General features: G+C 58.4%; 10 protein-coding genes. All 10 read right to left on the reverse strand.

Going from position 1 to position 13,195, the window contains the following annotated elements; genetic code table 11:
* Positions 1 to 50: 50 nt before the first annotated feature.
* The 10 genes from AC559A_RS01160 to AC559A_RS01205 all read right to left on the reverse strand — a co-directional run bounded on the left by AC559A_RS01160 (position 51) and on the right by AC559A_RS01205 (position 13,184).
* A complete protein-coding gene (locus AC559A_RS01160) occupies positions 51 to 815 on the reverse strand; it encodes a helix-turn-helix transcriptional regulator (RefSeq protein ID WP_498815693.1) in 765 nt (254 codons plus the stop codon).
* Entirely contained in the window at positions 812 to 1,978 is a 1,167-nt protein-coding gene (locus AC559A_RS01165; RefSeq protein WP_498815695.1) for an FIST signal transduction protein, read from the reverse strand. Before AC559A_RS01165 ends, AC559A_RS01160 begins: the two co-directional genes overlap by 4 nt.
* 121 nt (positions 1,979 to 2,099) lie before the next feature.
* Positions 2,100 to 4,154 (reverse strand): PAS domain S-box protein, encoded by a 2,055-nt coding sequence (locus tag AC559A_RS01170; protein ID WP_498815697.1) that lies wholly within the window; start codon positions 4,152 to 4,154, stop codon positions 2,100 to 2,102.
* Positions 4,155 to 4,458: 304 nt separating this feature from the next.
* Positions 4,459 to 5,415, reverse strand: coding sequence for a cysteine synthase A (gene cysK, locus AC559A_RS01175; RefSeq protein WP_498815699.1), 957 nt, complete (start codon positions 5,413 to 5,415; stop codon positions 4,459 to 4,461).
* A 230-nt stretch (positions 5,416 to 5,645) separates the two neighbouring features.
* Positions 5,646 to 6,935 carry an O-acetylhomoserine aminocarboxypropyltransferase/cysteine synthase family protein gene (locus AC559A_RS01180; RefSeq protein WP_498815701.1) on the reverse strand — a complete coding sequence of 430 codons (1,290 nt, stop codon included), beginning with the start codon at positions 6,933 to 6,935 and terminating at the stop codon, positions 5,646 to 5,648.
* 56 nt (positions 6,936 to 6,991) lie between these two features.
* The gene (locus AC559A_RS01185; protein WP_498815703.1) at positions 6,992 to 7,435 is read right to left on the reverse strand and encodes an RrF2 family transcriptional regulator; all 444 of its coding nucleotides are present in this window, start codon (positions 7,433 to 7,435) and stop codon (positions 6,992 to 6,994) included.
* Between the two features lie 137 nt (positions 7,436 to 7,572).
* Positions 7,573 to 7,854: a type II toxin-antitoxin system YafQ family toxin gene (locus AC559A_RS01190; RefSeq protein ID WP_498815705.1), complete on the reverse strand. Its 282-nt coding sequence runs from the start codon at positions 7,852 to 7,854 to the stop codon at positions 7,573 to 7,575.
* Positions 7,841 to 8,236 carry a type II toxin-antitoxin system RelB/DinJ family antitoxin gene (locus AC559A_RS01195; protein ID WP_498815706.1) on the reverse strand — a complete coding sequence of 132 codons (396 nt, stop codon included), beginning with the start codon at positions 8,234 to 8,236 and terminating at the stop codon, positions 7,841 to 7,843. The genes AC559A_RS01190 and AC559A_RS01195 overlap by 14 nt, the downstream gene beginning before the upstream one ends.
* Positions 8,233 to 9,786: an ATP-binding protein gene (locus tag AC559A_RS01200; protein ID WP_498815708.1), complete on the reverse strand. Its 1,554-nt coding sequence runs from the start codon at positions 9,784 to 9,786 to the stop codon at positions 8,233 to 8,235. Before AC559A_RS01200 ends, AC559A_RS01195 begins: the two co-directional genes overlap by 4 nt.
* Positions 9,783 to 13,184, reverse strand: coding sequence for a hybrid sensor histidine kinase/response regulator (locus AC559A_RS01205; protein ID WP_498815710.1), 3,402 nt, complete (start codon positions 13,182 to 13,184; stop codon positions 9,783 to 9,785). The genes AC559A_RS01200 and AC559A_RS01205 overlap by 4 nt, the downstream gene beginning before the upstream one ends.
* Between the last annotated feature and the right edge of the window lie 11 nt (positions 13,185 to 13,195).

Consider the following 13,195-nt stretch of genomic DNA (forward strand, 5'->3'; position numbering starts at 1 on the left):
TGAATTCAATCGGCAAAATTTCAATAACGGCCTGCATTCCTTCCCACCAGTCAACTGAGCAGCGTTTTCTGAAGATACGTTTTCAGCCGAACCTCCCGAGCCAGGTTCAGCTTTCTGCGGATGCTGTAGCAATGGGATTGAACACATCGCAATGTGATGCGCAAAAGGCGGGCGACCTCCTTGGAGGTGCGGCCGTCGGCGATGAGCAAGGCGACTTCGTGTTCCCGCTCGGACAGGCAGGAACAGATCGAGTTCGAGGCTTGATGACAACCGCTGGAATGCAGCAATAACTGGCTGATGGTCGTATCCACCAGGATTCTTTGCTCATCGTTGGATGAGAGCATCCGCAGCCGCTCCAGCAGGGGCATGATCTCTCCACGCCAATGATTGATGACATTTTGCGCGAGGACCTTGCGGTCGCGTTCATGTTTCTGGACCAGTACGTCCAGGGCGGTGTTGGCTTGCTCCAATTTTCGGGCATGCTCCATTAAACTGGCATGCTTCTGCTCCAGTTCCTTGGTGCGTTTGCGCACCTCCTGTTCCAGCTTTTTCTTGGCCCTTGCCAGCCGTTGCCCCATTTTTCGCAACCTGACGTTTTGGCTTTGGATTTTAGCCATGGCCTCTTCCAGCTCATGCTGGGCGGTGTTGTACAGACAGATTCTTGTTTCGGCCAAACGCTCCTGCTTGGCCAATTGCTGATTGAGCATCACGAAGCGTCGTTCAAGATATACGACCTTCGTGTCCTGATCCCAGGTCGGATATGCCGGGTCAACATCATCCCGCAGCTCGTCGATAAAGGACGGTGGGTTTTTCATGTTCGCTCTCCAAGCAGTAAAAGGGCATATGACGCGTCATGAAAAAGAATCTCCTTGCCCGCCTTGAGCGGCCCGATCTCTCCATAGGCGTACATTCCAAAGATGCGCATTTCCGGGTTTTCGGTTCTGAACCGGAGCAGTTCCGCGTGTTCCTCTTTGGCTTGGGTGCCTAAAAGATGCCGTCTGGAGGTGCACGGACAAAGCAACGCCAAGTCCGGACATTTCTCTTGGTAACGGAGCAAGACCTCCGACGTCGTTCGAGCGGCCGCGGCGATCAATCCGGAGTTGGTGAAATCGGTTAACCGAATGCGCGGCTTCCTGGGAAAGGTGCCGCAAAAGGCCAAGCTTTTTTCTTCGTGATTAACGAACAGCAGGTCTCGGAGGATAAAGTCGTCCGTGTCGTCGTCCACCAGGACGGCCAATGGAATCTGATGATACTCCTGGGTGTTTCTGCCCAGATATTTTTCAAAAAAATCAAGGGCCGGCAGGCCTTCCACCTCGTAGAGGATGTTGCCCTTGCAACCGGTGACGGAAAAAGTGCGGCCCAACATCGTGTGTCCGAAGCCGAAGCCGCAGGAGAAGCTGACCGGCCCTGAAACCAGAGCCACCACCAGAGCGTCGGACGTCGCCTTGTCTCCGCAAAACTGAAAGGTTTTGAGCAGGCGAAAATTATCTCCAGCCGTGCCGCCAAACAAAGGGAAGTCGAGATCAACGACGTTGTTCAACAGTTCCTGGAAATCAACTCCGGTGCTTCCTAAGCCGTCGCTGAAGACGATCCCGAGCCCAGGTTTTCCGTTGGTTCCCTGGGCTGCCTGGTCCAACGCCTGGCGAACGGCACGCTCGGGTTCGCTGGAAACGCCTTCGCCCAGTCCGATGGAAAACCGAAGATGCTCAGAGTGGATCACCAACAAATTCAAAGAATCCACCGTGCAGGGCAAACAGTCGGAAATCTCGCCGTCCGTGGTGCAGCCGACGAGCTGCATGTCGGGCCATTCGTCCAGAATGCGGGATAAGGCCGAGGGAAAGTTCATCTCCATCCGGGAGGTGAAAAATATCCCGAATGACGGCGTGCATCCGCCAAGCTCCAGGCGACACTGGGCAATGATTTCTTCCAGGGCCTGGGGAGCGTGGGGATTTTCGCTATGGCCTATCGCGGTTTGCATGGTCGATCTCCGTTACGTTGAAAACATTCCTCCGGTACACAATCAAACTGAATCTGCTGGTGAACAGGCTTGGGGAAATGGGAAGAATTACACAAAACGTCCGGCAACGATCACTCCCTGACTAGATTACCTTGGAGAGGTTGCACCTAATAGCCGTGCCGATGGCCGTGGCAATGATGCGCAAAGCGCTCTCTTCCGCGGAGGTCCAGGTCCTGGGCTGGCGCACGGCGTCGAAGCCGAGAAAGCCCCAAAAAAAGCCGTCAACGCGAATTGGGACCGCAAGCAGACTTTGGATTTCCTGGGACTCGAGAAAAGCTCGCTCCGCTTGCGGAAAATCCCGGACGAACCCCTTGATGCACCTTCCGGTTTTCATTTCCCTGAACCAATGCGGAAAAACTTCGTCAATCGGGGCGTTCTGGAGTTTCGGGTTGTCGATCTGAGGGGAAATGCCGGGCATGACCCATTCGAAGATCTGCTTGGTCGTTATCCGTCCGGTACCTGCTTCTTCCTGGTTTCTGAAGATGTAGACCCGATCCGAATCGGTAATCCGCCCCAACCTCGTCAGAATGTCCGAGATCACCTGTTCCTGATCCCTCTCCCGCAGCAGGCTTACTGTGGCTTCGGCCATCAGTTCCACAAGTTCATCGCGTTTCTGAAGCGACTCGTTTAAGAGCTTCAACTCGGTGACGTCCATCATCATGATCAGGGTGCCGTTGAACTTCTTCTGGGAGTCGATGAGTGGTGAAGCGGAATGCAAGGTCCAAATTGCGTGACCATTTTTATGGACCAAGCGGATGAGGTGACGAACATTATTTCCGGCACGGTTTTTGATGGTTTGGGCATGCACAATATCCAAATCTTCCGGATAAACATATGCAAGTGCGAAAGTATCCAGCATTTCCTCGGAAGTGTACCCCAACAATGTCTCAATATTCGGGTTGACGAAGGTTATTCGCTGCTCCGCGTCCACCATGACGATTCCTTCATTGGCCGTTTCCAAAACCTGACGATGCAGACGCTCGCGCTGTTCGAGACGTTCATGGATCTCCATGAAAGAGCTCAGGTCATGGATCGTGACCACCACACCGGCGACGTCTCCGTTCCTCCGGCAAGGGGTGTAAATAACGTGAACGTATTTGCGGCTGCCGTCCCTGTAGATTCGCCACTCGTGAAAAGAGCACTGCTCTTCACCGGTAAGCGCTTTTTCGACTCTGGGCCGCATAACCCTCTCAAAGTCCTCCCGGCCCCAATAGTCGATCAGGAACTCAGTCCATTGCCTGCCCTCGACTTCATCGGCCGACACCCCCATCAGGGCTTCATATTGCCTGTTGACCGCGACGATCACGCCGTCGGCGTCGACAAACGCCTGGGCGTCGTGGGAACTGTCCACCATTTGTTCAAAAACGCGCAGCCCTTTTTCGGCTTTTTTGCGATGCTCGGCTTCCAGTTTGTACTTGCCCGCCGCTTCGTTGATATCCTGATTTTTTTTGACGACATATGCTTCCAGCTCATCCTGGCGAAGCGTGACCGCCCGGTTCAAGGCCACGCAGTCGGTGACGTCCTGAATGATCAGTTGCGTTGCCGGTGGGGCTTTCGGGGTGGTCAGGAACGTTTCCGGATTGAGCATCAACTTCCGCTCCTGGTCATGCTTGGTCACGATGTCGACCAACATGCTGGAATCCGCTTGTCCTTTGAGCGCCGTTTCCAGAAAGCGGGCCGCGGCTTCTTGCTGGGACGAACGGACATGCTTCAGGAACCGCTTGACCGTGGGCCTGATGGAAAAAGGCGCGTATCCAAGCATGGCGTACAAGGAGTCGGACCAGAACGGCTTCAGGCTCGGCCCGCCTGTAGCCCAGGTCGCCAAACGGATCGAAACGCAAAGTTGCTTGCCGGACGGCGTGCGGGATTCATCTTTCGATGCAAGGTCCGACGTTTCCTGGTCCGATGGTACGTGCTCAAAGTGCAGAAAGAAGTTCAGCGGCGGGGTATCCAGGGCTTGGGCAAATTCCTGGATCAGCGCAAAGGAAGGGGAAGCCGCACCCCGTTCGATCTGTCCGACATGTTTGACGCTCAATCCGGCACGGGCAGCCAATTCTCCCTGAGTCATGCCCTTGAGCATGCGCAAGTATTTAAGTCGGCTGCCAAAGGATCGCGAAAGAGTTCCGGCTTTATCCATACTGATCTTTTATGGTGGTCGTATTTCTTTTCAGAGTTTTGAGGATTTCTAGCAAAAAGGGAAGGTGGTTGAAACTACCTGAGATCTCCTTTTTAAGGGCAATTTTGCTCGATTCGCATCTGATTTGAAAAGCGACATTGTCGAAGCACAAGAAACATGAATACTTCTTATGAAGTCTAACATATTTAAAAAACGTGCACTTAGTTGCTAAGGCAAGGAATAAAAAAGCGCCGGGAGGTCGAGAAGAATCGACCCCCCGGCGCGGCGCAGGGTGAAAAAGTTGGTGGTGTTCAGCGAAAAGAACTCAACCGATGCCCTCGAACAACACGGTGGACAGGTAGCGCTCTCCGGCATCGGGCAGGATGACCACCATGGTTTTGCCTTCGAATTCCGGCTGGGTGGATAGGCGGGCCGCGGCGGCCGCGGCGGCGCCGCAGGAGATGCCGCAGAGCAGACCCTCTTCCAGGGCCAGGCGGCGGGCGAACTCCACGGCCTCCATGCTTTCCACCGCTTCGACCCTGTCCACCACGGACAGGTCCAGGATCTTGGGGATGAAGCCCGCGCCGATGCCCTGGATCTTGTGCGGGCCGGGTTTGAGTTCCTCTCCGGCCAGGGTCTGGGAGATCACCTGGCTTTCCCTGGGTTCCACGGCCACGGACAGAATCTGCCTGCCCTTCTGGTGCTTGATGAACCGGGAGATGCCGCTGATGGTCCCGCCGGTGCCCACGCCGGAGATCAACACGTCGATCTCCCCGTCGGTGTCGTTCCAGATCTCCGGGCCGGTGGTGACCTCGTGAATGGCCGGATTGGCCGGGTTCATGAACTGCTGCGGCAGAAACCAACGCTTGGGGTCTTCCGCGGCCAGGGCTTCGGCCCGGGCCACGGCCCCTTTCATGCCTTCCGGCCCCGGGGTCAGGATCAGCTTCGCACCGAACGCGGCCAGGACCCGCCGCCGCTCCACGCTCATGGTCTCGGGCATGGTCAGGGTCAGCTTGTAGCCTTTGGCCGCGCACACGTAGGCCAGGGCGATGCCGGTGTTGCCGCTGGTGGGTTCGATGATCTCCGTGTCCGGTCCCAGCAGACCACGCTTTTCCGCGTCCCAGATCATGGACGCGCCGATGCGGCATTTCACCGAATAGGCCGGGTTGCGGCCCTCGACTTTGGCCAGAACCTTGACCTTCTTGTTGGGGATGATCCGTTGCAGCCGGACCAGAGGCGTATTGCCGATGGACAGGGAATTGTCGTCATAGATGCGGGCCATGATGTTCCTCCGGAGGGAGAGTTTTTAGCAAGGCAATTTCGCTCCCAACTCTCACACGTTATATGATCGGTATCGGTATCGAAATCGAAATCGTGATCGTGATCGTGATCGAAATCGAAATCAAAGGTCAAGTCCAAGAAACCGACGTCATTGTGGAGTCGTGTGTTTTGTTTTCGATTTCGATTTCGATACCGACTTGGATTGTTGAGGACAGAGTTGCCCCGGATGATTCAATTGACGGCCTTGCGCAGGGCCTGGTCCATGTCCGCCTTCAGGTCGTCCACGTGCTCCAGGCCCACGGCCAGGCGGATGTAGTCTTGGGTCACGCCGGTGGCGGCCTGCTCCTCGGCGGTCAATTGCTGGTGCGTGGTGGAGGCCGGATGGATGACCAGGGTCTTGGCGTCGCCGATGTTGGCCAGGTGCGAGAGCAACTGGACCGAATCGATGAATCGCGTCGCGGCCTGTGTGCCGCCCTTGATTCCGAAGCCGAGAATGCCGCCGAAGCCCTTCTTGAGATATCTGCCGGCCATGGCGTGGTTCGGGCTGTCCGGCAGGCCGGGGTAATTGACCCAGGCCACGGAGGGATGGGCGGCGAGCCAGCGGGCCATTTCCAGGGCGTTTTGAGAGTGACGCGCCTGGCGCAGGGTCAGGGTTTCCAGGCCGATCAGGAATTGGTGGGCGTTGAAAGGGCTCAGCGCCGCCCCGGTGTCCCGCAGCCAACTGACCCGGGCCTTGAGGATGAAGGCCACGTTGCCCATGCCCGGGACGTCGCCCAGGGCGTCCCAGTAGACCAGCCCGTGATAGCCCGGATCCGGCTCGGTGAATTCCGGAAACTTGCCGTTGTTCCAGGCGAACTTGCCGGAATCCACGATCACCCCGCCGATGGAGGTCCCGTGGCCACCGATGTACTTGGTGGCCGAGGACACGACGATGTCCGCGCCGTGGTCAAAAGGCCGGAACAGGCCGACGCCCACGGTGTTGTCCACGATCAGCGGGATTTCGGCGTCGTGAGCCACCTGGGCCAGGGCCTCGAAATCCGGTACGTTCAGCTTGGGATTGCCGATGGTCTCGATGTACAGGGCCCGGGTTTTGTCGGTGATGGCCGCGCGAAACGCCTCCACGTCGTCGGCGTCCACGAAGCGCACGGTCCGGCCCAGTTTGGGCATGGTGTGGTGAAAGAGCTGGTACGTGCCGCCGTAGAGGTTGTCGCCGGCCACGATCTCGTCGCCGACCTGGGTGATGGTCAGCAGGGCGTAGGTGATGGCCGCCATGCCCGAGGCCGTGGCCAGGGCTCCGGTGCCGCCCTCGATGGCAGCGATGCGCTTCTCGAAGACGTCCGTGGTGGGGTTCATGATCCGGGTGTAGATGTTGCCGAACTCCTTGAGCGCGAAAAGATTCGCGGCATGGGCGCTGTCCCGGAACACATAGGAAGTGGTTTGGTAGATGGGCACGGCCCGAGCCCCGGTGGTTGGGTCCGGTACTTGCCCGGCGTGCAGGGCGATGGTTTCCAGTCCGTTCATGACGATGCTCCCGTAAGGTTGATGGTGACGCGGCCTCCTTCCTCTTTTTGGCGGGCTCAGATGCTGTAATCCGGTCCCTGGGCGGTTCGCCGCTTCCTTTCCCGCTCCAGAATTATCTTCAGGGTGATTCCGTGCATCAGATCCCCCAGTCCTTGGCTGATTTCATCCCAGACATCGCGGACTTCGCAGTGCTCGTGGCGCGGACACGTTTCGGGCCGGGTCAGGCATCCCACCAAAGCGCAGTCTCCCTCAATGGCCGTGTACACGTCCCGGATCGTCACATCGCCGGGCTCGCGGGCCAGCCGGAACCCGCCGTCCTTGCCCCGTTCCGCGGTGATCAGCCCGGCGGCCTTCAAGGGCGCCACCACCTGCCAGAGATACTTCTGGGAAATGCCCTGCCGCCGCGACGCCTCGCGCAGGGTGACCACGCCCTGGTCGCCGTGCTCGGCCACGTCCAGCAGAAAGCGCAGCCCGTACCGAATTTTCGTGGGTATCTTCATGGAGTCGGCTTAATGTCTATGAATGCGCTAGACATAGTTGGCAAAGGAAACAGCGTCAAGCCCTGGTTCCCTCCAAACCAGGACAAGGTCAGCCACGGGAACAAATCAAATTCACTGCGGAGACACCCCCGGTTCGATTAGAGGCCGAGTTCAGAATGAGAGCCGAGGCGCACCAGGCGCAGCGTGTCACTGTCGGGCTTTTGGTAGATCAGCACGAGATCGGGCTTGATATGGCAGTCCCGATGATCGCTCCAATCACCGGCCAAGGCGTGGTCGCGGTGCTGCGCTTCCAGCGAATGGTCGCTTAGCAGTAGAGACAAGACGACGTGAAGGTCGGCATCAAGCGTGATTCGATGCCGACCTTTTTTTTCGCGTTTATAGTCGCGTTTGAACTGGCGGGTATAGTCAAGGGCCCGCATTGAGATCATGAAAAAGAGATTCGAGGTTCGCGGCTTTCGTAACGCGACCAGCGCGAGCATCTTTCATCGCCTGAATCGTCGTCGTGTTCGGAATCAAAGGCTCGAAAGGCAACGCCTTGTCTTGTGCAACTTTTGTGAGCAGCAGCCGCACCGCGTCGGACACGGTAAGTCCCATCGCGGCCAAAACCGACGCGGCTTCTTCCTTGATCGCGCCGTCGATACGCGCTTGTACCAGCTGGTTTGCAGCCATGATCAGGCCTCCTTTTTCTTTGTGAATTACATTGTCATGCATGGAGAAAGAAAAAGCAAGATGATTTAAAAAAAGAAGGCCAACGGTACCCTGCGGGCTCTCATGAAAAACGGACATGGCCAATGATGTCATGAAGCATTCTCCACCTCTTCCCACGCAAACCCGGCAATGTTCCGCTCCTCGGGCTCGAATTCCACGCCGATCAGGTAGACCGTCGTCCCCAGGGCCGCGTACTTGTCCGCGTAGCCCTTGCGCTTGATCTGATCCAGGGCCGATCCCGGGGCGGCGTTCTTGCCCAGCACCTTGAATTCGAAGATGAAGACCCGGTTGTCCAGCTTGACCGTGAGGTCGATCCGTCCGTGGCTGGAAGTGTCTTCCGGGATGACCTCCAGGCCCAGGGCCGCGAAATAGCAATAGAAGATGGAGGAGTAATAGCCTTCGTATCCGGCGAGTTGGTTCTTGCGGTACCAGTCCGCGGGGATGGAGGCGAAAAAGGCGTGGAAGATGGAGCGCAGCCCGTCGAGGTTCACGGCGGCCAAGGCGTCGTAGGCGTCGAACTTGGCTGCTTCCGACGCGGCAAGCACCCCGGTCAGGCGAGGCAGGAGGGCGTCGGTCAGGCTCTGCTTGACTTCCAGGTTGGGGTAGCCCAGGCGAAACCGCCGGGTTCCGGCCAGTTGCTGGACGGATTTGATGGTCAGATAGCCGGTCTGGAAAAGCAGGGTCTCCACCTCCACCGCCTCGACATCGAAGCTGCCCAGGAGCTTTTCGCTGGTCGTCAGATCCTCCAGGGCCGGAATATGGTATTTTCCCTGCTGGAGCAGCTTGACCAGAAACGTCGGCGTGCCGGTTTCAAACCAGTAGGGCCGGAGTTCCTGGGAATCGAGGTAGAGCAGGATATCGAAAGGGTTATAAACCTCCCGGCCCAGCCAGTTGTAGCCGTTGTACCACAGCCGGATCTGCTCCAGGTCCACGCCGTGAAGCCGGTCGGCGAAAACGGTCTCCAGATCCTCCTGGGTATACCCGCAAAGAGCGGAATAGCGTTTGTCCAGGGTGATGTCATTGAGGTTGTTCAGACCGCTGAATAAGGACACCTTGCTGAACTTGGACACCCCGGTGATGAACACGAAACGGATGTATGGGTCCGAATCCTTGATAACCGAATAGTAGTTCTTCAGCTCTTCGCGCACTTCTCGGGCCAAGTCCGGGTTTTCAATGTTGTCCAGGATCGGCTTGTCGTACTCGTCCACCAGGACGACAACTTGCCGACCGAACGTGTCGTGCAGGGTCTTGATCAAGTCGGCAAACCGGGTTCGCAGGTCCGTGTAAACGGAGGTGATCGCGTAGGCCTTGGCATGCTCATCCAGGATATAGGAAAACGCCCCTTGGAGCTCATCCAGACTGCGCGTCACCCCGGAGCCGAAGCTGACATGAACCACCGGATGGACGGTCTCCCAGTCCCAATTGTGTTCCAGATACAGCCCCTGGAACAGCTCCTTCTTGCCCTGAAACGCGGCCTTGATGGTGCTGAGCAAGAGGCTTTTTCCGAAACGTCGGGGCCGGGAGAGGAAGTAGTATTTCCCCTCATCGCGAAGTCCGGCGACAAACGAAGTTTTATCGACATACGCGAAGTTCTCTCGAATCATATTCTCGAACGTCTGGATGCCGATGGGCAGTTTTTTCATGGGAGTCGCCTCCTGAATGGTGATGATGTCACATTCGAATCGCGGTCCAGTGACCCGTTCGACGCGGTCGCGGAGGCCGTGCCGGACAGTTCGGGAAGTGGATCGCCGGACGACTCTGCAAGGCGCTTGACCGCGTCCAGGGCGGTGTTCAGTTCGGCCTCCATCCGGCTCAACAACTGGTCCAGGTCGACGGTTTGGTCGGCCCGCAGGGCCATTTCCACGGCCTTGGACGCTTCCGACAGGTCGCGGGCCTCCAGCGTCGCGGCCACGCCTTTCAGGGAATGGGCCAATATCCGGGCATCGGCGGTGTCTCCTTCCTTGATCAGCCCACGCAATCGGGCCATGGCGCCCTCGTACTCCTTCCCGAAAGAGAGCAGCAGTTTGCGCAGCAGGGCCGTTTTGCCGTTGCAGCGCGCCAAAGCTCTGGGAATATCGAAGGGCGGCAGGGAGAGGGGAAGGGAGGGCTGGGGGGGGAAGGCTGAGGGTTGAAGGGGAGGATTCGCGATCATTCCGCCATTCATTTCCTGACTGTCGACCTCTGACTCCTGACTCCTGGCCTCTAACCCCCGACTTCCACCTTTCGCGGGTATCCAGTGCAACAAGGCCTGCCTGAGCACTTCCGGCTCCACAGGCTTGGTCAGGTGGTCGTCCATGCCGGCGTCCAGGCTTTTTCGGCGGTCGTCGACCATGGCATGGGCGGTCATGGCGATGATCGGCGTTCGCCGATCATGGTTCACGGTTCCGGGTTCACGGTTCACGGTTGGGGCCCGGGTAGCGCCGGAATATGTTGCATTTGGCGCGACTCCGTCGGGCGCACCGCGGTGCGCCCCTACACCAATACCGTCAACCGCTGAACCGTTGAACCGTGAACCGTGAACCTCTTCATGAACCTCGAATGCGCGAATGCGCTTCGTCGCTTCCAGCCCGTCCACCAACGGCATTTGAATGTCCATCAGGATCAGGTCGTACTGTTCCGATGTCGCCCGGCGCAAGCCTTCTTGGCCGTTGACCGCGATGTCCACGGACAGGCCCAGGTCGGTCAACAGTTCCACGAGCAAGTCCCGGTTCAGCGCATTGTCCTCCACCACCAGCACGCGCCGACCGGATAGGCGGGAGGCGTCGGCGATTTCATGCGCTGAGCGGGTTTCGGAGGGTGGCGTGTGATTTTGCTTGATGGCGGCGGGGTCGGCGAGATCGAGGCGGACCGTGAAGGAGAAGGTGCTGCCCTTGCCTGGTTCGCTTTCCGCCCGGATGGTCCCGCCCATCATTTCCACGAACTGCTTGCTGATGGGCAAGCCCAGGCCGGTGCCGCCGAACTTGCGCGTCGTGGAGGTGTCCGCCTGCCAGAAAGGCTGGAAAAGACTGGGCAGTTTCTCCGGTTCGATGCCGACGCCCGTGTCCTGGATGGTGAAAAGCAGCTCAACGCTTTCGGGCTTGCCGTTTCGTCGTGAACCGTGAACGTCGTCCTTACGAATCTGTTCCACGTGCACCCGCACCCCGCCTCGCAGCGTGAACTTGACGGCATTGATGGTCAAGTTGGTCAGCACCTGGCCGAGGCGCAGGGGGTCGCCGACAAAGAGGTCCGGTGTGTTCGGGTCAACGGTGACGTCCAGGGTGATCTGCTTTTCCCGAGACGCGAATCCGACCATGGACACCATGTTGTTCAAAACGTCCCGTAAGCGAAAGGGCGTGTGCTCCAGTGTTATTTTGCCGGCCTCGATCTTGGAAAAGTCCAGGATATCGTTGATAATGCCCAGCAAGGATTTGGCCGCGAAATCGATCTTGGCCATGTAGTCCTTTTGCTTGGGCGTCAGTTCCGTGAGGAGGGCCAGATGGGACATGCCGATGATCGCGTTCATGGGCGTGCGGATTTCGTGGCTCATATTGGCCAGGAAGTCGCTTTTTGCCCGGCTGGCCGCCTCGGCCTGGCGGGCCAGCAGTTCGGCGTTCCCGGCCGCCAGGCGGAGATCGTCGTTCAATTGTCTGAGCTGTTCTTCGGCCAAACGGCGATCCGTAACGTCCATGATGAAGCCTTCCAGAAACAGCAGTTCGCCATCGTTGGAAAAGACGCCCCGGCCCCGTTCCCAGATCCAGCGCTTGCCTCCATCCGCGCGGATGATGGGGAACTCTTCCTCAAAGACATCCCGGTTGGTGAGAATCGGTTGCCATTTGTGCCAGATTTGCTCGCGCAGCTCCGGCACGATCAGCTGGTTGAACACGACGCGACCGGAGAGAAAGTCCTCGGGGTGGTGCCCGGTGATCTGAAAGCATCCGGCGCTGACGTGGAGCATGGCCCAGTTCGGGTCGTTGCGACACCGGTAGACGAATCCGGGTAGGTTGTCGGTCATGCTTTGCAGGGAACGTTCCTTTTCCCGCAGGGCCTCCATGGCCTCGGTCAGTTCACAGGTATAACGTTCGTTTTTTGCGGTCCCTTCGGCGATTTGATCCAGGAGTCGAAGCAGGGCCCGAGCGATCCGACCCGCTCCGTGATCGGGGTCCCGTCCCAAGACTCGCAGATTGGTCCGGAACGCTCCGGCGTCTTCGGGGCGTTCGGCATGGCCGAGCATGGCATCCACGACCAGGGAATAGGGGCGCATGTAGCGGCGTAGAAAGAAGATCAGGCCCAGCAGGAGAATCGTACCGGTCAACAGCGGTCCGATGAACATCTGCCGTTTGAGCTGAGCCAGGCTTAGATCCGCCGTGTCTTCGCTCAGGTACATGGTCATCCGGGACGGACTGCGGGGATCGCCGAGCTGGTCTCGCCAGATATAGCGCTGATGGCGGATGTCCCCCGGCTGCGGAGCGGACGCGATGAGTTGGTCGCCTTCCCGGAATTCCAGGGTGATGTTTGGGTGATCCGTAAACGTCCGGAGCAGTTCCGGGGTGATGTGGATGACCATCAGGACCGCGCCCAGGGAGATGTCGTCGTACTTGTCGATTCTTTGCCCGGAAACCCAGCTCAGCTTCCCGTCCACGATGTCGGTATTGCGGTATTCGCCCTCTTGCAGGGTCCGCCGGATCGCTTTCAGTTCGGAGCGGTCGTCCCCGAAACGAAACTCGTCCGGGGCCCTTGCCAGGACCGTTCCGAAGGTATCCGTGACCACGACCATGTCGCTTCGCCCTCGAAGCTGGTTGCTCCATTCGAAAAGCATGTGGTTGTCCGACGTCTCCACGGCATGGGCGACGTCGGTGGAAGAGGCCAGCACCGTGGCCGAAAAGTCGGCTTCCTGAATCAGGCTGTTTACGGAGTGTTGGACGGCCAGGGCCTGCAGATCGGCCCGGTCCTCCAGAGCTTGGTCGTGGAGCAGCGCGGACTGGCGAATGAACAGCGTATTCACCCCCAGCAAGAGGCTGAAGGGGACCAGTACCAACAGCATGATCTTCACGCTCAGGGCCATGCGCCGCTTCT

Origin of the sequence: Desulfonatronum zhilinae, from assembly GCF_900182865.1 — a bacterium.
GTDB classification, from domain to species: domain Bacteria; phylum Desulfobacterota; class Desulfovibrionia; order Desulfovibrionales; family Desulfonatronaceae; genus Desulfonatronum; species Desulfonatronum lacustre.